This is a genomic window from Capnocytophaga sp. G2, from assembly GCF_035282625.1.
Taxonomy (GTDB): domain Bacteria; phylum Bacteroidota; class Bacteroidia; order Flavobacteriales; family Flavobacteriaceae; genus Capnocytophaga.
Window position 1 is genome coordinate 16,608 of sequence record NZ_JAYKBU010000001.1, and the last position, 16,039, is coordinate 32,646.

19 protein-coding genes and 5 tRNA genes are annotated in these 16,039 nt (G+C 36.2%); 1 reads left to right on the forward strand and 23 read right to left on the reverse strand.

Annotated features, from left to right (window positions below):
- Positions 1-21 precede the first annotated feature (21 nt).
- The 15 genes from rplL to VJJ03_RS00180 all read right to left on the reverse strand — a co-directional run bounded on the left by rplL (position 22) and on the right by VJJ03_RS00180 (position 7,595).
- Positions 22-399 carry a 50S ribosomal protein L7/L12 gene (gene rplL, locus VJJ03_RS00110; protein ID WP_009744626.1) on the reverse strand — a complete coding sequence of 126 codons (378 nt, stop codon included), beginning with the start codon at positions 397-399 and terminating at the stop codon, positions 22-24.
- A 42-nt stretch (positions 400-441) separates the two neighbouring features.
- Complete coding sequence (gene rplJ, locus VJJ03_RS00115; RefSeq protein WP_009744627.1) at positions 442-960, reverse strand: 50S ribosomal protein L10; 519 nt, start codon at positions 958-960, stop codon at positions 442-444.
- 23 nt (positions 961-983) lie between these two features.
- A complete protein-coding gene (gene rplA, locus VJJ03_RS00120) occupies positions 984-1,673 on the reverse strand; it encodes a 50S ribosomal protein L1 (protein ID WP_009744628.1) in 690 nt (229 codons plus the stop codon).
- Positions 1,674-1,683: 10 nt separating this feature from the next.
- Complete coding sequence (gene rplK / locus VJJ03_RS00125) at positions 1,684-2,121, reverse strand: 50S ribosomal protein L11 (protein ID WP_009744629.1); 438 nt, start codon at positions 2,119-2,121, stop codon at positions 1,684-1,686.
- Positions 2,122-2,174: 53 nt separating this feature from the next.
- Positions 2,175-2,723 carry a transcription termination/antitermination protein NusG gene (gene nusG, locus VJJ03_RS00130; RefSeq protein WP_323973112.1) on the reverse strand — a complete coding sequence of 183 codons (549 nt, stop codon included), beginning with the start codon at positions 2,721-2,723 and terminating at the stop codon, positions 2,175-2,177.
- On the reverse strand, positions 2,724-2,906 hold the full coding sequence (secE, locus tag VJJ03_RS00135; protein ID WP_009744631.1) for a preprotein translocase subunit SecE: 183 nt from the start codon (positions 2,904-2,906) through the stop codon (positions 2,724-2,726).
- Positions 2,907-2,944: 38 nt separating this feature from the next.
- Positions 2,945-3,015: transfer RNA gene (locus tag VJJ03_RS00140), tRNA-Trp, on the reverse strand.
- 71 nt (positions 3,016-3,086) lie between these two features.
- Complete coding sequence (gene tuf, locus VJJ03_RS00145) at positions 3,087-4,274, reverse strand: elongation factor Tu (RefSeq protein ID WP_009744632.1); 1,188 nt, start codon at positions 4,272-4,274, stop codon at positions 3,087-3,089.
- An 82-nt stretch (positions 4,275-4,356) separates the two neighbouring features.
- Positions 4,357-4,428, reverse strand: a tRNA-Thr gene (locus VJJ03_RS00150).
- A gap of 8 nt (positions 4,429-4,436) precedes the next feature.
- A tRNA-Gly gene (locus VJJ03_RS00155) sits at positions 4,437-4,509 on the reverse strand.
- A gap of 11 nt (positions 4,510-4,520) precedes the next feature.
- A tRNA-Tyr gene (locus tag VJJ03_RS00160) sits at positions 4,521-4,602 on the reverse strand.
- Positions 4,603-4,632: 30 nt separating this feature from the next.
- Positions 4,633-4,706: transfer RNA gene (locus VJJ03_RS00165), tRNA-Thr, on the reverse strand.
- Positions 4,707-4,826: 120 nt separating this feature from the next.
- A complete protein-coding gene (locus VJJ03_RS00170; protein ID WP_009744633.1) occupies positions 4,827-5,585 on the reverse strand; it encodes a lysophospholipid acyltransferase family protein in 759 nt (252 codons plus the stop codon).
- Between the two features lie 10 nt (positions 5,586-5,595).
- A complete protein-coding gene (locus tag VJJ03_RS00175) occupies positions 5,596-6,840 on the reverse strand; it encodes a murein hydrolase activator EnvC family protein (RefSeq protein ID WP_323973114.1) in 1,245 nt (414 codons plus the stop codon).
- Entirely contained in the window at positions 6,840-7,595 is a 756-nt protein-coding gene (locus VJJ03_RS00180) for a DUF4292 domain-containing protein (RefSeq protein WP_323973115.1), read from the reverse strand. The genes VJJ03_RS00175 and VJJ03_RS00180 overlap by 1 nt, the downstream gene beginning before the upstream one ends.
- A 748-nt stretch (positions 7,596-8,343) precedes the next feature.
- Here VJJ03_RS00180 and VJJ03_RS00185 point away from each other — a divergent pair.
- Positions 8,344-9,162, forward strand: a complete 819-nt coding sequence (locus VJJ03_RS00185; RefSeq protein ID WP_009744637.1) for an SAM hydrolase/SAM-dependent halogenase family protein — start codon at positions 8,344-8,346, stop codon at positions 9,160-9,162.
- Between the two features lie 219 nt (positions 9,163-9,381).
- On the opposite strand, the gene VJJ03_RS00190 is transcribed toward VJJ03_RS00185, so the two are convergent.
- From VJJ03_RS00190 to VJJ03_RS00225, 8 genes are all read right to left on the reverse strand, one after another.
- Complete coding sequence (locus VJJ03_RS00190; protein WP_323973118.1) at positions 9,382-10,305, reverse strand: bifunctional riboflavin kinase/FAD synthetase; 924 nt, start codon at positions 10,303-10,305, stop codon at positions 9,382-9,384.
- Positions 10,306-10,314: 9 nt separating this feature from the next.
- On the reverse strand, positions 10,315-11,148 hold the full coding sequence (locus VJJ03_RS00195) for a rhomboid family intramembrane serine protease (RefSeq protein WP_323973120.1): 834 nt from the start codon (positions 11,146-11,148) through the stop codon (positions 10,315-10,317).
- On the reverse strand, positions 11,129-11,869 hold the full coding sequence (locus VJJ03_RS00200) for a rhomboid family intramembrane serine protease (RefSeq protein ID WP_009744641.1): 741 nt from the start codon (positions 11,867-11,869) through the stop codon (positions 11,129-11,131). Before VJJ03_RS00200 ends, VJJ03_RS00195 begins: the two co-directional genes overlap by 20 nt.
- Before the next feature lie 22 nt (positions 11,870-11,891).
- Positions 11,892-12,824 carry an electron transfer flavoprotein subunit alpha/FixB family protein gene (locus VJJ03_RS00205; RefSeq protein WP_323973123.1) on the reverse strand — a complete coding sequence of 311 codons (933 nt, stop codon included), beginning with the start codon at positions 12,822-12,824 and terminating at the stop codon, positions 11,892-11,894.
- Positions 12,825-12,833: 9 nt separating this feature from the next.
- Entirely contained in the window at positions 12,834-13,574 is a 741-nt protein-coding gene (locus tag VJJ03_RS00210; protein ID WP_323973124.1) for an electron transfer flavoprotein beta subunit/FixA family protein, read from the reverse strand.
- A 129-nt stretch (positions 13,575-13,703) separates the two neighbouring features.
- Entirely contained in the window at positions 13,704-15,194 is a 1,491-nt protein-coding gene (locus VJJ03_RS00215; RefSeq protein ID WP_009744644.1) for a cellulose synthase family protein, read from the reverse strand.
- 163 nt (positions 15,195-15,357) lie between these two features.
- Complete coding sequence (locus tag VJJ03_RS00220; protein ID WP_009744645.1) at positions 15,358-15,609, reverse strand: type B 50S ribosomal protein L31; 252 nt, start codon at positions 15,607-15,609, stop codon at positions 15,358-15,360.
- Positions 15,610-15,716: 107 nt separating this feature from the next.
- Positions 15,717-16,031: a DUF4286 family protein gene (locus VJJ03_RS00225; RefSeq protein WP_009744646.1), complete on the reverse strand. Its 315-nt coding sequence runs from the start codon at positions 16,029-16,031 to the stop codon at positions 15,717-15,719.
- Between the last annotated feature and the right edge of the window lie 8 nt (positions 16,032-16,039).

Below are 16,039 nucleotides of genomic sequence, written 5' to 3' on the forward strand. Positions count from 1 at the left end.
TTGTCAAAACTAAGAAAAGAATTATTTTAATTCTACTTCTGCTCCGGCTTCTTCTAATGATTTCTTAAGATTTTCTGCATCCGCTTTAGAAACACCTTCTTTTACTTTAGAAGGAGCTCCATCTACCATTTCTTTAGCTTCTTTTAGTCCAAGCCCAGTAAGATCTTTTACTAATTTCACTACTGCCAATTTGTTAGCTCCTGCACTTTTGAGGATTACATCAAATTCTGTTTTTTCAGCAGCAGCTTCTCCACCGCCAGCAGCAGGACCTGCAGCTACAGCAACAGCAGCCGCTGCGGGTTCAATACCGTACTCATCTTTAAGGATTTGAGCAAGTTCGTTTACTTCTTTAACAGTTAAGTTTACTAATTGTTCTGCAAAATTTTTTAAATCTGCCATTTCTATCGTTTTTTAATGGTTTATAAATAATTAATGTGTGTACTATTGACGTTCAGAGAGTGTTTTAACAATTCCTGCTAACTTTCCGCTACCTGACTTAAGAGCAGAAATAACATTTTTAGCAGGCGATTGCAAGAGGGTAATAACCTCTCCGATAAGTTCCTCTTTGGATTTGATAGAAGAGAGTGCTTCCAACTGGTTATCACCAATAAATATTGCCTCTTCTATATAAGCTCCTTTTAGGAGGGGCTTTTCTGATTTTTTTCTAAAGTTCTTAATCAACTTAGCAGGGGCATTTCCTACTTCAGCATACATTAGGGAAGTATTTCCTTTAAGAACAGATGGAAGTTCTCCAAAGTCCTTATCTGAGGCTTCCATAGCTTTTGCTAAGAAAGTATTCTTCACCACCGATAATTTAATATTTGCTTTGAAGCAAGCACGACGAAGGTCGGAGGTTGTCTTTGCATCAAGCCCTGTGAGGTCTGCCAGATAGATTACATGATTTGCTGCTAACTGTGCGGTTAAATCCTCTATTATTACTGATTTTTCTTCTTTTGTCATAATTTTCTCTTTTAACTACGTTGTTAGACTGCTTTTGTATCTATAGCTACACTTGGGCTCATAGTACTTGATAAGTAAATAGACTTAATATAAGTACCTTTAGCGGTAGTAGGTTTTAGCTTAATAAGGGTTTGGATTAGTTCATTGGCATTTTCCATTAGTTTCTCAGGGGAAAAGGAAACTTTCCCTATAGAAGCATGGACAATACCCGTTTTATCTACACGAAAATCAATTTTCCCTGCTTTTACTTCTTGTACAGCTTTACCGATTTCCATAGTTACAGTACCTGTCTTAGGGTTAGGCATAAGCCCACGAGGACCCAGTATACGTCCTAAAGGTCCTAACTTACCCATTACCGCTGGCATAGTTACAATCACATCTATATCTGTCCAGCCGTCCTTGATTTTTTGTAGGTACTCATCCAATCCTACATAGTCAGCACCAGCAGCTTGTGCTTCGGCTTCTTTATCAGGGGTTACTAAGGCAAGTACACGTATATCTTTCCCTGTTCCATGAGGAAGAGTAACTACCCCACGTACCATTTGGTTTGCCTTACGAGGATCTACTCCCAACCTTACTGCAATATCCACAGAAGCATCAAACTTAGTAAAAGAAATTTCTTTTATTTTCTTACTTGCTTCTGCAAGGCTATATAGTTTATCAGCTTCTATTTTAGATAAAGCCTCTTTGTATTTCTTTGTCAATTTTGCCATAATAAATCAATTAAAAAGGTTTATCTCCAGTGATTGCGATTCCCATGGAACGTGCTGTCCCAGCCACCATACTCATAGCAGATTCAATAGTAAATGCATTCAAATCCTGCATTTTATCCTCTGCTATAGCACGCACTTGATCCCAAGTGATATTAGCTACTTTCTTACGGTTAGGCTCTCCTGAACCTCCTTTGATTTTGGCTGCTTCCAAGAGTTGAACTGCCGCAGGTGGGGTCTTTACAATAAAATCAAAAGATTTATCTTTGTATACGGAGATAACAACTGGTAATATCTTACCTGGCTTGTCCTGAGTACGTGCATTGAATTGCTTACAGAACTCCATAATGTTAACTCCGGCAGCTCCCAAGGCAGGTCCAACCGGTGGCGAAGGATTCGCAGCACCTCCCTTAACTTGTAGTTTAACTACTTTGTGTAATTCTTTTGCCATTGTTCAACTTTAATTTATTAAATTATTTTTTAATCTTTGACCAAACAAAGATACTATATTTTTTCTACTTGTGTATAACTAAGTTCCAAAGGTGTTTTCCTTCCAAAGATTTTCACAATTACCTCTAACTTCCTTTTCTCTTCGTTTACTTTCTCTACATTTCCTGTAAATCCATTGAAAGGACCATCAATCACCTTAACTGATTCGCCTATTTCATAAGGAATAAGTACTGTCTCCACCTTTTCTTGGAGTTCATCCACTATTCCGAGCATTCTATTCACTTCGGATTTGCGAATAGGCGTAGGAGTACCTCCCTTTGTTTCTCCCAAAAATCCTATAACTCCTGAAATATTCTTAATAATATGGGAAACTTCTCCAGAAAGATCAGCCTTTACCATTACATATCCAGGAAAGAACACCTTTTCTACATTAATCTTCTTTCCATTACGTAACTGAGGCACCTTTTCAGTAGGAACAAGTACCTGTTCCACATAATCAGCATACCCTAAGCGACTTATCTCGGACTCAATATAATTCTTTACTTTATTCTCCTGTCCGCTTACAGCACGTACTACATACCATTTTTTTTCAAGGACTGTCATTTAGAAAATTTTAAATATCTGTGCAATAAAGCTTTCAAAAATGAAATCTACACCTGCAATAAACAAGGAAAATATAACAGAGAAAATAGTTACCACCCACAATAGCCGTTGTGCTTCCCCAAAGGGTGTCCACGTAACATTCTGTGTTAATTCTGTATAAGATTCTTTGATATAATTTATCATTACTCTTTGGTTTTTATAAAGTTCCTTAAAACTATCTGCACGGGTGGAGGGATTCGAACCCCCATCAACGGTTTTGGAGACCGCTATTCTACCCTTGAACTACACCCGTATAAAAAGAGTTTTGTTACCAAAACCCTTTCTAAAATCAATTTATCTTATGAAAATTCAATAACCTCTTGATTAATCTAAGATTTCAGTTACCTGACCAGCTCCTACAGTACGACCTCCTTCACGGATTGCAAAACGAAGACCTACATTAAGAGCAATTGGTTGAAGAAGCTCTACAGTAATAGTAAGGTTATCACCAGGCATTACCATATCTACTCCTTCAGGAAGATGGATAGTTCCTGTAACGTCGGTTGTACGTACATAGAACTGAGGACGATAATTTTCATGGAATGGAGTGTGACGTCCACCTTCTTCTTTTTTCAAGATATACACCTCTGCTTTAAATTTAGCATGTGGTTTTACAGAACCTGGCTTGCAAATTACCATACCACGACGGATATCTTTCTTATCAATACCACGAAGTAACAAACCTACATTATCTCCAGCTTCTCCACGATCAAGGATTTTCTTAAACATTTCAACTCCTGTAATAGTAGAAGTAAGTTTATCAGCTCCCATACCGATAATTTCCACAGCATCACCAGTATTAGCAATACCTGTTTCAATACGTCCTGTAGCTACAGTACCACGACCTGTGATAGTGAACACATCCTCAATAGGCATCAAGAAAGGTTTATCAATATCACGTTGAGGAAGTTCAATCCAAGTATCTACTGCATCCATCAATTTAAGTACACTATCTACCCATTTCTTTTCTCCGTTCAATGCTCCAAGAGCAGAACCTTGAATTACAGGACCATTATCTCCGTCGTATTCATAGAAGTTAAGTAACTCACGCACTTCCATTTCCACAAGTTCTAATAATTCTGGGTCATCCACCATATCTACTTTGTTTAAGAAAACAACGATACGAGGAATACCTACTTGACGACCTAGAAGGATATGCTCACGTGTTTGTGGCATAGGTCCATCGGTAGCAGCTACTACAAGGATCGCACCATCCATTTGTGCAGCACCAGTAACCATGTTCTTTACATAGTCGGCGTGTCCTGGACAGTCAACGTGTGCATAGTGACGTTTAGCTGTTTGATATTCAACATGTGAGGTGTTAATAGTAATACCACGCTCTTTTTCTTCAGGCGCGTTATCAATAGAGTCAAAACTTCTCGCTTCGGAGAGACCTTCATCGGCTAATACTTTTGTAATAGCCGCAGTTAATGTTGTTTTACCGTGGTCAACGTGTCCAATAGTACCAATATTAAGGTGCGGTTTGGAACGATCAAAATTCTCTTTTGCCATGTTTAAATAATTTTAATCTTAGTTATAATAGAAAACAATATATATAAAGTAATTATATACTATATACTGCGTACTGCGAAAGAGCCAATGACGAGATTTGAACTCGTGACCTCTTCCTTACCAAGGAAGCGCTCTACCCCTGAGCTACATCGGCTTTTAAAGAGCGGGAGACGAGGTTCGAACTCGCGACATTCAGCTTGGAAGGCTGACGCTCTACCAACTGAGCTACTCCCGCAGACATAATAGTGGGGAGAACAGGATTCGAACCTGTGAAGGTAAAACCAGCAGATTTACAGTCTGCCCTCGTTGGCCGCTTGAGTATCTCCCCTATTGATAATAGTAAAATGATGAGTATGTGAGCCGGTAGAGGGATTCGAACCCACGACCCCGAGATTACAAATCACGTGCTCTGGCCAACTGAGCTATACCGGCATCTGACCCTGTTAAACAAAAATTCGCTCCTTGTTTAGCGAGGTGCAAATATACGACAAATTTTTATTCTACAAATAAAAAAAGGCTTTTTTTTAAAATAATTTATTAACAACCTTATTTTTACTCTTTATTTACAAGAAATGTAGGGTGCTGTTCTATAGAAAGAGCAACTTTTTCAACAATTTCTTCTATACTTTCTCTTTCGTAATCAATCTTCAAAGGGGGTTTTATACGCATGGTCTGTTGAATGCCCTTTTTTTTAACTACAACTCCTTTCCTATCAAAAGAACGTCGGAATCCATCTATTACAATAGGTACCACTATAGGCTTATAGGTCTTTATCAAATGTGCTGTTCCCTTACGAATAGGTTTCCAAGGAGAAGTAGTTCCTTGAGGGAAAGTAATGAGCCATCCGTCATTAAGAGCTATTCCTATATTCTTTATATCATCCGGTCTCACTTCCCGATGTATTTCTTTACCTTTCTCCCTCCATGTACGGTTCACTTGTACGGCTCCTACATAGGAAAGGATTCTAGGAAGTAATCCTGCATGCATAGTCTCCGAAGCGGCCACATAATAAAGGTTTAACTTAGGGCGCCATACATATCCTATATTCTTCAGAGAATTCTCTCTCCCTTTTAAGCTTGCATTAAATACATGATACATTGCTATCACATCAGCAAAATAGGTTTGATGATTGGAAATAAATAGTACTCCTTTCTCTGGCAGAGAACGAATAATCTCAGAGCCTTCTATCTGTAAATGATTGAACCCTCTGTAGCGCCTATGTGTAAGAGATCCTAATACTCGTATGATAAACTTTTTTATCCACAAGGCATGCCCAAAAGGATCCTGTTTCCAAAGTTTTATTTTCGCCATTTTCTTTTCTTTATTCTCGTATCCAATGTTCTGGATTGAGTTTATTAGTATTCTTATATACAAAAAACTTCATTTCTGTTTTTCCTTCACTATCAGTAAAAATCTTTCCTAAGGGTGTTTTGGTAAATACCTTTTGTCCTTTAGTTACAAATACCTCTATAAGATTATAATAAATAGTGATAAAATTTCCATGCCTTACTTGTACGGCTTTATTTCCTCCAGGAACAGAGATAATGGCAGAGACTTCTCCATTAAACACACATCGTGCATCTGCTCCCTTAGGTGCCACTAAAGATATTCCATTATTATAATGTTTTAAGTCAGGATACACAGGGTCGTCATAAGTACCAAAACCTTGTGACTTATAACCTCGTTCAATAGGCCAGATAAGTTTCCCTTTGTTAGCTTCAAAGTCTGAAGAAAGAGCTTGCCCCTCTGGTGTTAAGTCAAAGGTCCTATCGGAGACCTTACCTGTAGTAGAGGATACATTCTTCCCCTTAGCCGATTTGGCTTTTTTGGCATTTGCCTCTGCAATTGCAAGGCGAATAAGGCGATCTATTTCCCTATCTATCTTATTAGCCTGTGCTTGCTTTTTCCTTATTTCAGTAGCATATTCTCCTTCTTTTTTCTTAATAGAAGCCACCAATGTTTCTTGTTGTTTTTTCTCCTGAGAAAGACGATTCTGTTCCCTTTGATTTTCCTCTAAAATATTCTGTTGATATTGGTATTGTAAGGAAAGAGAATCCGTCAATTGCTGCAAAAGTATGCTCTTCTGTTGGATTTCCACCGCTTGTTTCTTACGATACTGGGCATACTGTTGGATATACCTCAAGCGTTTATAGCCTTGAGCAAAATTATCTGAGGATAACAAAAATAACCATCTACTCCGTGGGGAATGTGTTTTGTAAGACTGGGCAATGACAGCTGCATAACTTTTTTTTAAAGAAGCCAATTCATCTTTTAAGGTAGTAATTTGGGATTGATTTTCTTTTATTTGCTGATTTAACAGATTTGCTTGATGATTCGTTAAGCGAATTAGTTGCGTACGAGCATTGATCTTTTCACTAATTTCTTCTATCTGTGAGGACAGAGATTTCCTTTCCTGTGCTTGCTGAGAACGCAGGGCGGACATCTCTCGGATTTGTTCCATGAGAGCTTTCTTTTGTCGCTCCAACTGTCTCTGTTTATGAGATGATTGTGCAAAAGCATTTGAGAGAGAACCTATAAGAAAAAGAAATAATATAATACGGTACATTATAGATTAAGGGTTAAAGGTTGGTATCCTGTAGGAACATTATAAGGGAACCTAACAGGAGTATTTTTCTGTAGATTGTTAAATTGCAATGTAAGTTTTGTTACCTTTTCCTCTTGCCTGACAAGCAGAGAGATTATCAAAGGGAAAAGTTGATCATCTAAGCTTTGGTATGTATAGGAAGCCTGCAGAGAACGATTTTCACTCTCCTGCAGAAGTTCGGTCGTCTCCATACGAAATTTAGAATTTAACTCAAAGGCAACCTCCAAATGCTCCGCTGAGAGCTTTCCCTTATATTTTTCATGATCTGGTTCTATTTCTGTATGCCTACTCTTAAGGATAAGCTGTCCCATAAGTAAGTTTTGAAGCATCTCAAAGGTAAAGCTTACCCCTAAGTATTGCTGAGAGATACTATAGTCTCCTTCAAAATAGGTTGCATCTAACTTATTATAGAACCGTACTTTATCTTTAGTAATTAATGCTTTGGCTATTCCCAAGGGTGCACTAAGCCAAATAGTTTCATTTTTCTTCATACGAAATGAAAGAGGAAGATTCTGCTGTTTCCTTCCATTATCAAATGATACATCAAGTGTGCCTACTAAAGTCTCAAAGGTAGGAAAAGAATGGACATGATTGGAGAGTATTTCTTTAGTTCCTAAAGAACTATCTGCTGTTCCCTGTGTATTAGTTACCTTCGTGGAGCGACAACCTACTAAAAATAATGAAAAAAGAAAAAAACCACCTATAAATGATTTCATTACACTTTCTGTTTTAAGAGGGTAAAGGTACAATATTTTTCAGAATGAATAAAAAAGCAGCTCACACTTTATTATATTTTCACATTTTATTCCGAATTATTAGCAATCTGATTTTCAAAATAAGAGGATATCTTTCTTTATTCTCCCTATTGTGTTATCTTGCCTCTTAAAAGGACTCTAAACAGGCATCTATAAAATTATTAGGTGATTCAAAAAATATGAAAAAAAATAGACCTACAGAACAAAATTTATATTTTTGTTGAACAAATAACAATAGAATTATATTGTCCTAAAGAGTGTTAGTAATAGTCTTTTTAGTTAAATCTCACTATGCTACATCACATATTAAGATTGATGAACTTTGAACAATATAATCAAAGGGAAAAGAATAAATAATAGCTCATTTACTCCTATAAATTAGAAGTGTTTCAAAACTTTCTTTGTCATTTGTCTATGATTCTACAGCACTTAAAGTGGAAAAATAAAAGAAAATAGAAATAAATGAATTTATCTCCGCTTTTTTCCTTACATTTGCGCTCAAATTAAAGTTTTCTAATTGTACCCCTACTCATATTCTTAAGTAAGTAGGTTTTAAAGTTGTACAGAAGCTACTTTTAATAGCTATTAGGAACGAGATGTTGCAGAGGTTACTTCCTGAATAGGCTTAAAGGAAATCCTTAATTATAAAAAGTTTGAAAAAGAATAATTCTCCCCAGGAATTTTATACTAAATTCATTTTTGATTGTTGATGAATATCATTACCCTTACTACAGACTTCGGAGAACAGGACTATAGTGTAGGTGCTCTGAAAGGACACTTATATCACTTACTCCCAGAGGCTAGAATTGTAGATATCTCCCACCAAGTAGAACGTTATAGTATCTCAGAGGCTGCCTACTTATTACAGGGAGCCTATAGCTACTTCCCACAAGGGACGATACACATTATAGGGGTAAATAATGAACTTCACTTTAAAAAACCCCTGTTGGTACTTAAATATAATGAGCAATACTTTATTGTCGCTGATAATGGTTTTATTTCCCTATTTACCAGAAATGAAAGTAATTTAGAGATTTATTGTATCCCTCTTGAAAGTGAATATTCTATATTTCCTACTCTTGATTTTTCAGCAAAGATAGCTCAACTTCTTTGCCAAAAAACACCTCTATCACAAATAGGAATCCCTTATAAAGAACACTTATATGTTTCTGACTTTATGCCAAAGATACATCCTAACCGTATAGAAGGAAGTATTATTTACATAGACTATTTTGGGAACCTTATTTCCAATATTACAAAAGAACTTCTGGAAAGAGAATCACAAGGAAGGCGGTTTAACGTTTATTTTCGTTATCAGGTAGTCAAAAATATTAGTGTGGAAGAGATCTATACCCAATATAACCAAGCAGAAAAACAACAATATTCAGAAGGAAATCCTTTCTTAGTCTTCAATAAGTTAGGATATCTGGAGATGGCTATCTATAAAGGAGACCCTACCTCTTCAGGGAGTAGCTCTACTCTTATAGGGATGAAAAGAGGGAATCCTATGAGTGTTGACTTCATATAAAAATAAAAGAGAGCGCAGGCTCTCTTTTACCAATTCTAACCACAAAATCTAATATATGAAAAACAATTTATCTTTTCAACTTTTACAGTGCAAAGATATAACAGTTTTCTCTTTCCTCCACAAGTTTCTCATTATTTTTTTCTATATTTGTATAGATTTCTTCTATTTTTATAAAATAATGATAACCAGCTTCTTATAACAATAAGTCCTAAATAATCTCTATACAAAGTATTGTCTGGCAATACTTTCATCCATTTTCAACTGTGTTTTCAGGGCTTCTAATGAATGAAACTTGACTTCTTCACGTAAAAAAGCTACAAAATAAACCCTAATCTCCTTTTCATACAAATCCTTATCAAAGTCAAAGAAATAGACTTCTATGCTTTCTCCTTTCCCTTCAATAGTAGGATTCTTCCCTATAGAAAGCATCCCATATATTTTTTCCCCTTCTATAATACTATACACAGCATACACTCCAATCTTTGGAATGAGTTTATGAGTATTTGCCACTTGTATATTAGCCGTCGGATATCCTAAAGTACGTCCTATCTTTTGTCCATGAACTACCTTGCCTGAAAGAGAAAAAGGATATCCTAAGTAATGGGTAGCCTGTTCTATATTTCCTTGATTAAGGGCATTGCGTATCTTAGTAGAACTTACTGAAAGAGAATCCACTTCCTGTACAGGAATTTCAATTACTTCAAAATGATACTGCTCTCCAAATGCTTTAAGCTCTTCTATTCCTGCTGAACGATTCTTGCCAAAACGATGATCATAGCCTATAATAATTACCTTTGCTTTAAGTTTCTTTACCAAAACTTCTTTTACATAATCTTCCGCTGTAAGAGAAGCAAATTCTTTATCAAAAGGTTGTATCACTAACTGTTCTATTCCATATTTCTCCAGTAGGTTAGCCCGTTCTTCTATGGTCTGTATAAGGGCGATAGGAGCGGACGGATTCAGAACCATACGCGGATGAGGAAAGAATGTAAGTACTGTAGGAATAAGATGCCTCTGCCTTGCAGTATCCACCACTTGGGCAATAATTCTCTGATGCCCTATATGTATACCATCAAATGTCCCAATGGTAAGGGTACTCTCCTTAGGGGATTGAAAGTGTGTTGTATCTGTTACAAGTTGCATTCAAAAAAGTTATTGATTAGCATTCTCTTTGCTTGCCAAAAATAAATATTTTTTTTCTTCTCTCGTAAGACTATCATAGCCGCTCTTGGTAATCTTATCCAAAATAGCATTTATACGTTCTTCTGTTGCCTTATTAGGATATCTCCCTTGAGAAGACTGTCTTTTCTTTCTCTTAAGCGAAAGGAAGGAAATATTCCTCTTAAGATATAAAGCATACAAACATCCCGCAAGGGCTCCTCCCAAATGGGCAATATGCCCTCCTGCATTACTAATAGGAATACTTGCCAAATCAATAATTATCAATAAAGCACCTAAAATCCATAAGGGCAATGAGAATATCCCAAACAAGTAAATCCTATAGAATGGCGTATAAGTGGATAAAAATATTAGAACTGCCATAATCCCTGCTGAAGCACCTAAAAGAAAATCCTCTCTTTGTGAAAAAACAGGAAATAGTTGATAAGTAAGTATAAAAAATAGACCTCCCATAATAATTCCCATAGCATAGATTCCTAAAAATCGCTTAGGAGAAAAGAGATTCATAAATAATATTCCCACAAAATAAAGCATGACCATGTTAAAGAACCAATGTCCAAAACTTGTATGAAAAAAACTATAAGCAAGTAATGTCCACGGTTTTCCCATCAAAGCGGAGAAACTCTGTGAGAGAGCAAACATATCTCTGATAAAGGGATCTGTTGTTTGCCACAGGAATGCTATGATAGAAGGAAATAAGTATCCACACAAATACCCAACAAGTAATATATAGACCACTCCAAGAGAATGTTTGGCAAATATTTTAGTAATTACCGAGTTCATTTTACTAATACAATCGCTTGCCATTAAAAGAGTTTTTCTGCCATATTTTCATCAGGATAAAACCTATCAGAGCTCCCCCTACATGGGCAAAATGAGCAATATTTCCTCCAAAGATAGGAAATTTGGTAACTCCAGAGAATAAATCTAAGGCTATTAGGATAGGAATAAAATACTTTGCCTTAATAGGAATAGGTAAGAAGATCATTATCAACTTGGCATCTGGGAAAAGCATTCCAAAGGCTACTAATATCCCATAAATAGCTCCAGAGGCTCCTACCGCTGGAGAAATATAGGCACTACACATACTATCAAGCGTTTTCTCTGGGAGTAAGTCTTTCCAATGAGTATATACTTTCTCCTGGTCAAGCATACTGGTTATCTGGTCGTATGTATATCCATCCTTAAGTAACAGTTCTATTCCTGAATGAAATTCATAGTAATTCACTGCGGTATGTAACAGGGCGGCTCCAATCCCACAAGCAAAATAAAACACAATAAAACGATTACTTCCAAAGTAGCTTTCCAAAGGGGCTCCAAAAGAATATAGGGCAAACATATTAAAGAAAATATGTGCCAGAGAACCATGCATAAACAAATGAGAAAATATCTGCCACCAATGGAAGTTCGGATTCTCAAAGTAATAGAGAGCTGCATTCATCTGTAATCCAGGCAGGAACTGTGCCAATAAAAAGAATAATATATTGGCAATTATCAAATGTTTTACAGCCTTGGTGATATTCATCATAGAATTAAAAGTAAAGATACAATTATTTAGGTAAGTTCTTAATCTTCTCTGTGAGTTTAGGGACTATGTCAAAAAGGTTGCCCACAATTCCATAATCTGCCTCCTTGAAAAAAGGTGCTTCAGGATCGGAATTAATAACTACTTTTACCTTAGAGGCACTTACTCCTGCTATATGCTGAATAGCTCCCGATACTCCCAGCGCAATATACAAATCACAAGCTAAGGGCTTCCCTGTCTGTCCAATGTGCTCGCTGTGAGGGCGCCATCCCATGTCAGACACAGGCTTTGTACAAGCCGTTGCCGCTCCTAAAGCATCCGCAAGATCCTCCACTATATGCCAATTTTCAGGAGTTTGCATACCACGACCCCCAGAAACTACAATAGAAGCATCATCTATGGAAATCTTATTAGTAAACTTCTGCGTTTCCAAATGCTTAATGGGAAAATCTTCCTTAGAGAATTCTACAGAGAAATCCTCTATAGTAGCTTGTACAGGGGCTTCTGTTACCTCCACGATATTCCCAGAAAGAGTCATCACTTGCTTAGACGCAATAGGAATCCAAGCTATTGCTTTAGAGGAAAAAATCACTTTTTGTACCTTACCTTCCTTAGGAAGTGAACTTACATTTGATAGATAACTTGCTCCCCATTTTATAGCTAACATAGGGGACATATAACGTGTATTAGCGGAGCTTGGTAACAGTATTGTACTTACTTGCTTTTTCTGAACTATTTGCCTGATGAGATCCACATAAGCTCTTGCCTGAAATACGGAAAGTTCCTGATTAGTTACCCTTATGATTCTACTTACTCCATATTGTTGCAAAATAATAGGATCTTCTACATTAATTGTAAGGGCTATTATATCTTTGGACAATGCTCTAGCATAAGAGATAGTTTCTAATGTTTTTTTAGTAAATTGTCCATTATGGTATTCTGTATATACTAAAATCATATTTTTTGCTTAAAATAATTTTCTTTTATCGTGAAGTTCTTCTATCAATTCATCCAAATTATCCGGAGAAATCATTTTTATAGGGGCTTTCCCCTTTGGCTTTTCCAAAGAGTCAATAGCTGGTTGTGTGGTAGCCTCTACCGGTGAAATTATTTGTAAAGGGGCTTTGCGAGCCATCATAATCCCTTTCATACTAGGAATACGTATTTCCTCCTCTGGGATAATCTCTTTTTGGATACCTACTACTACAGGTAAGGGGCTCTCCAAAAGTTCCTTACCTCCATCAATTGCACGGGTAATCTTGGCTATAGCCCCTTCCAATGAAAAAGCAATTACATCATCTACAAAATTAAAATCTAACAGAGAGGCTAACATCCCTCCTACCATACCTCCATTATAGTCTAAAGATTCTCTCCCACAGAATACAACTTCGTAGTCTTTAGCAATAGGGGCTAATTGCTGAGCAACAAAGAAGCCATCCATAGGTGTTGTCTCCACCCGAATCATTTCATCTGCTCCTAAAGCAAATGCCTTACGCAACACCGGCTCACTGTCCGAAAGTCCTACATGTACTAAAGTAATATGAGCCCCTCTTTGTTCTTTGAGTTGTAAAGCACGTATTAGGGCAGCTTCATCACTAGGATTAATCACAAACTGCACTCCAGAGGGGTCAAAAGCCTTATGGTCTGCAGTAAAATTTATCTGAGAGGTGGTATCCGGCACCTGATTAATACAAACTAATATCTTCATAAAATTCATCTTAAATAATAAGGCACAAAGATACAACTTAAAGTGAAAAATGAAAAACGAAAAACGAAAAAATAAGGCTTCATTTTTCCAAACAAAGCCTTACTCTACAATAAAAACCAATTTTGTTTATTATGCCTTTGGTATAAGTGATTTATAGAAAACAAATCCAAATCCAAAGGTAAGCATCAAATGAAAAGGAAAGAGTCCAAAGTCATTAAGCTTAATACCACTGTACAATCCAAATAAGAAATAACACATAAGGAGAAATTCCAGAATCATATTGGGAGAAAGCTTTTTATTAATATACTTATTACCCTTCCAAGAGTCCTTCAAGGAACTGATATTGAACTTAGGTGTACGAACGAATTCTGTCTTTTTACCCCAATAACCCTGCAATACAGCCGTTACATTATGCAAAGAAAAACCTAAAGCTACTGAGAAGAAACTAAAGAATAGCTTGATATAATCCACAAAATCATCAAACGTTTTCCCTTGAATATTTTTATAAGTAATCCAATAACAACAGAATAATATCAAGGTACTAACCATAAAAAAACTAGTTACCTTAAATACCCAAGCCAAATGTGGATAGATACTCTTAATATACATCATTGGCACACTCAATACTGCTACTAAGAACACATACAGGAACATAGAGCTATTAAGCAAATGCATTACTCCATGAAACTTTGTTTTCCAACTAATATTCTTGGAAGCCAATACATTACGAACGGATTTTCTGAATACCTCAGCACCTCCTTTGTTCCAACGGAATTGCTGAGAGCGTGCTGCAGAAACTACTACAGGAAGTTCTGCTGGGGTCTCTACATCTTCCAAATATTTAAATTTCCAGTTCTTAAGTTGTGCTCGATAACTCAAATCCAAATCCTCTGTAAGAGTGTCTCCCTCCCAATTACCTGCATCCAAGATTGTTTTCTTACGCCAAATACCTGCAGTCCCATTAAAGTTAATAAAGTGTCCTTTACTACTACGTCCTACTTGCTCCAAAGTAAAGTGAGTATCCAGAGCCAATGCCTGTATTTTAGTTAGTAGAGAATAATTACGATTGATATGTCCCCATCGGGTTTGTACTACTCCTATATGCTCATCCTTGAAATAGATAACTGTTTGCTTGAGCCAATCAGGTTTAGGAAGAAAGTCAGCGTCAAAGATAGCAAGAAAATCTCCTTTAGCAATAGCGGTTCCATACTTAAGAGCTCCTGCCTTAAAACCTTCTCGTTTTTCCCTACGTATATGAACAATATCTAAGCCTGTTTTCTGCAATTCTCCTATAATTCGCGCGGTCTCTGCCACTGAATCATCGGTAGAATCATCTAATACTTGTATTTCCAATTTGTTCCTAGGATATTCTAACTTAGCAATATTCTCCAAAAGCCTTGGTACTACATACTTCTCATTATAAATAGGAAGCTGTACAGTAACATAAGGAATTTCATTGGGATCAAGTAAATTGAACTTAGGTGCTTCGCTATTTTGATTTTTATTCTTCAAATAGTTAACAGCAAGGTTTAATATAGTCAAACTATAGAAGAAGATAAGCACCAATGACAAACAATAAATTGCTGTGACAATGTATGTTATGATAAGTCCTAAATCCATAATTTCATGGTTTTTAAAATAAGGGCAAAATTACACTTTTTTTTATAGAGAACAAGGTTAATTGTTATTTTTTTTAAAATTTCCTAAAAACAAAACTCCTTCCCAGCAAAGGAAGGAGTTTGCCAAAATAATTTTAAAACTTATTTATTATGAAAAACCTTTACTATTTTTGAAATTTAGCATATTTACTCTTGAACTTATCTATACGTCCTGCTGTATCAATAAGCTTTGTCTTCCCTGTATAATAAGGGTGTGAGGTACGAGAAATCTCCAATTTCACTAAAGGATATTCTACTCCATCTACTTCAATAGTATCTTTAGCTTCAATGGTTGACTTAGTGATGAAAATATCATCATTGGACATATCTTTGAAAACAACCAAACGATAATTAGAGGGATGTATTTCTTTTTTCATATTTTCTGATATTTCTTCTTATTTTTGAGGTGCAAAGGTACTGCTTTTTTTTGAATTGACAAATGAAAAAAAACTTTTTTATTCACAATCTCAAAATTTAACATTTTCTACTTCTTTACTTCCTTCTCCACCGTAAGCAAAGTAGCGAAAGTAAGTACTTTTTCTCCAAATTGTAAAAAGAGTTCTCTCCTATATTTTTCCTCCAAAGCAGATTGAAAATGAGTGATTGCCTGCTTTGTATCTGCCTCATATTGCACACTGAATGCCTTACTCTGGACATGTTCTGTATGTATCTGCAAAAGCCTTATCTGTAGGAATTCACTCTCCTTGAGCAACCGATCAAAATGTTGCTCTATCCAAGATTGCCACTGAGGGAATACTTCCTGTTCTATATGAAAAGTAACATTATAAATATATTTCATATACTTTT

Bases quoted from the DNA above. Each gene is read 5' to 3' on its own strand.
- rplL (WP_009744626.1), bottom strand. From the start codon at position 399: ATGGCAGATTTAAAAAATTTTGCAGAACAATTAGTAAACTTAACTGTT.
- rplJ (WP_009744627.1), bottom strand. From the start codon at position 960: ATGACAAAAGAAGAAAAATCAGTAATAATAGAGGATTTAACCGCACAG.
- rplA (WP_009744628.1), bottom strand. From the start codon at position 1,673: ATGGCAAAATTGACAAAGAAATACAAAGAGGCTTTATCTAAAATAGAA.
- rplK (WP_009744629.1), bottom strand. From the start codon at position 2,121: ATGGCAAAAGAATTACACAAAGTAGTTAAACTACAAGTTAAGGGAGGT.
- nusG (WP_323973112.1), bottom strand. From the start codon at position 2,723: ATGACAGTCCTTGAAAAAAAATGGTATGTAGTACGTGCTGTAAGCGGA.
- secE (WP_009744631.1), bottom strand. From the start codon at position 2,906: ATGATAAATTATATCAAAGAATCTTATACAGAATTAACACAGAATGTT.
- tuf (WP_009744632.1), bottom strand. From the start codon at position 4,274: ATGGCAAAAGAGAATTTTGATCGTTCCAAACCGCACCTTAATATTGGT.
- VJJ03_RS00170 (WP_009744633.1), bottom strand. From the start codon at position 5,585: ATGGCGAAAATAAAACTTTGGAAACAGGATCCTTTTGGGCATGCCTTG.
- VJJ03_RS00175 (WP_323973114.1), bottom strand. From the start codon at position 6,840: ATGTACCGTATTATATTATTTCTTTTTCTTATAGGTTCTCTCTCAAAT.
- VJJ03_RS00180 (WP_323973115.1), bottom strand. From the start codon at position 7,595: ATGAAATCATTTATAGGTGGTTTTTTTCTTTTTTCATTATTTTTAGTA.
- VJJ03_RS00185 (WP_009744637.1), top strand. From the start codon at position 8,344: ATGAATATCATTACCCTTACTACAGACTTCGGAGAACAGGACTATAGT.
- VJJ03_RS00190 (WP_323973118.1), bottom strand. From the start codon at position 10,305: ATGCAACTTGTAACAGATACAACACACTTTCAATCCCCTAAGGAGAGT.
- VJJ03_RS00195 (WP_323973120.1), bottom strand. From the start codon at position 11,148: ATGGCAAGCGATTGTATTAGTAAAATGAACTCGGTAATTACTAAAATA.
- VJJ03_RS00200 (WP_009744641.1), bottom strand. From the start codon at position 11,869: ATGATGAATATCACCAAGGCTGTAAAACATTTGATAATTGCCAATATA.
- VJJ03_RS00205 (WP_323973123.1), bottom strand. From the start codon at position 12,824: ATGATTTTAGTATATACAGAATACCATAATGGACAATTTACTAAAAAA.
- VJJ03_RS00210 (WP_323973124.1), bottom strand. From the start codon at position 13,574: ATGAAGATATTAGTTTGTATTAATCAGGTGCCGGATACCACCTCTCAG.
- VJJ03_RS00215 (WP_009744644.1), bottom strand. From the start codon at position 15,194: ATGGATTTAGGACTTATCATAACATACATTGTCACAGCAATTTATTGT.
- VJJ03_RS00220 (WP_009744645.1), bottom strand. From the start codon at position 15,609: ATGAAAAAAGAAATACATCCCTCTAATTATCGTTTGGTTGTTTTCAAA.
- VJJ03_RS00225 (WP_009744646.1), bottom strand. From the start codon at position 16,031: ATGAAATATATTTATAATGTTACTTTTCATATAGAACAGGAAGTATTC.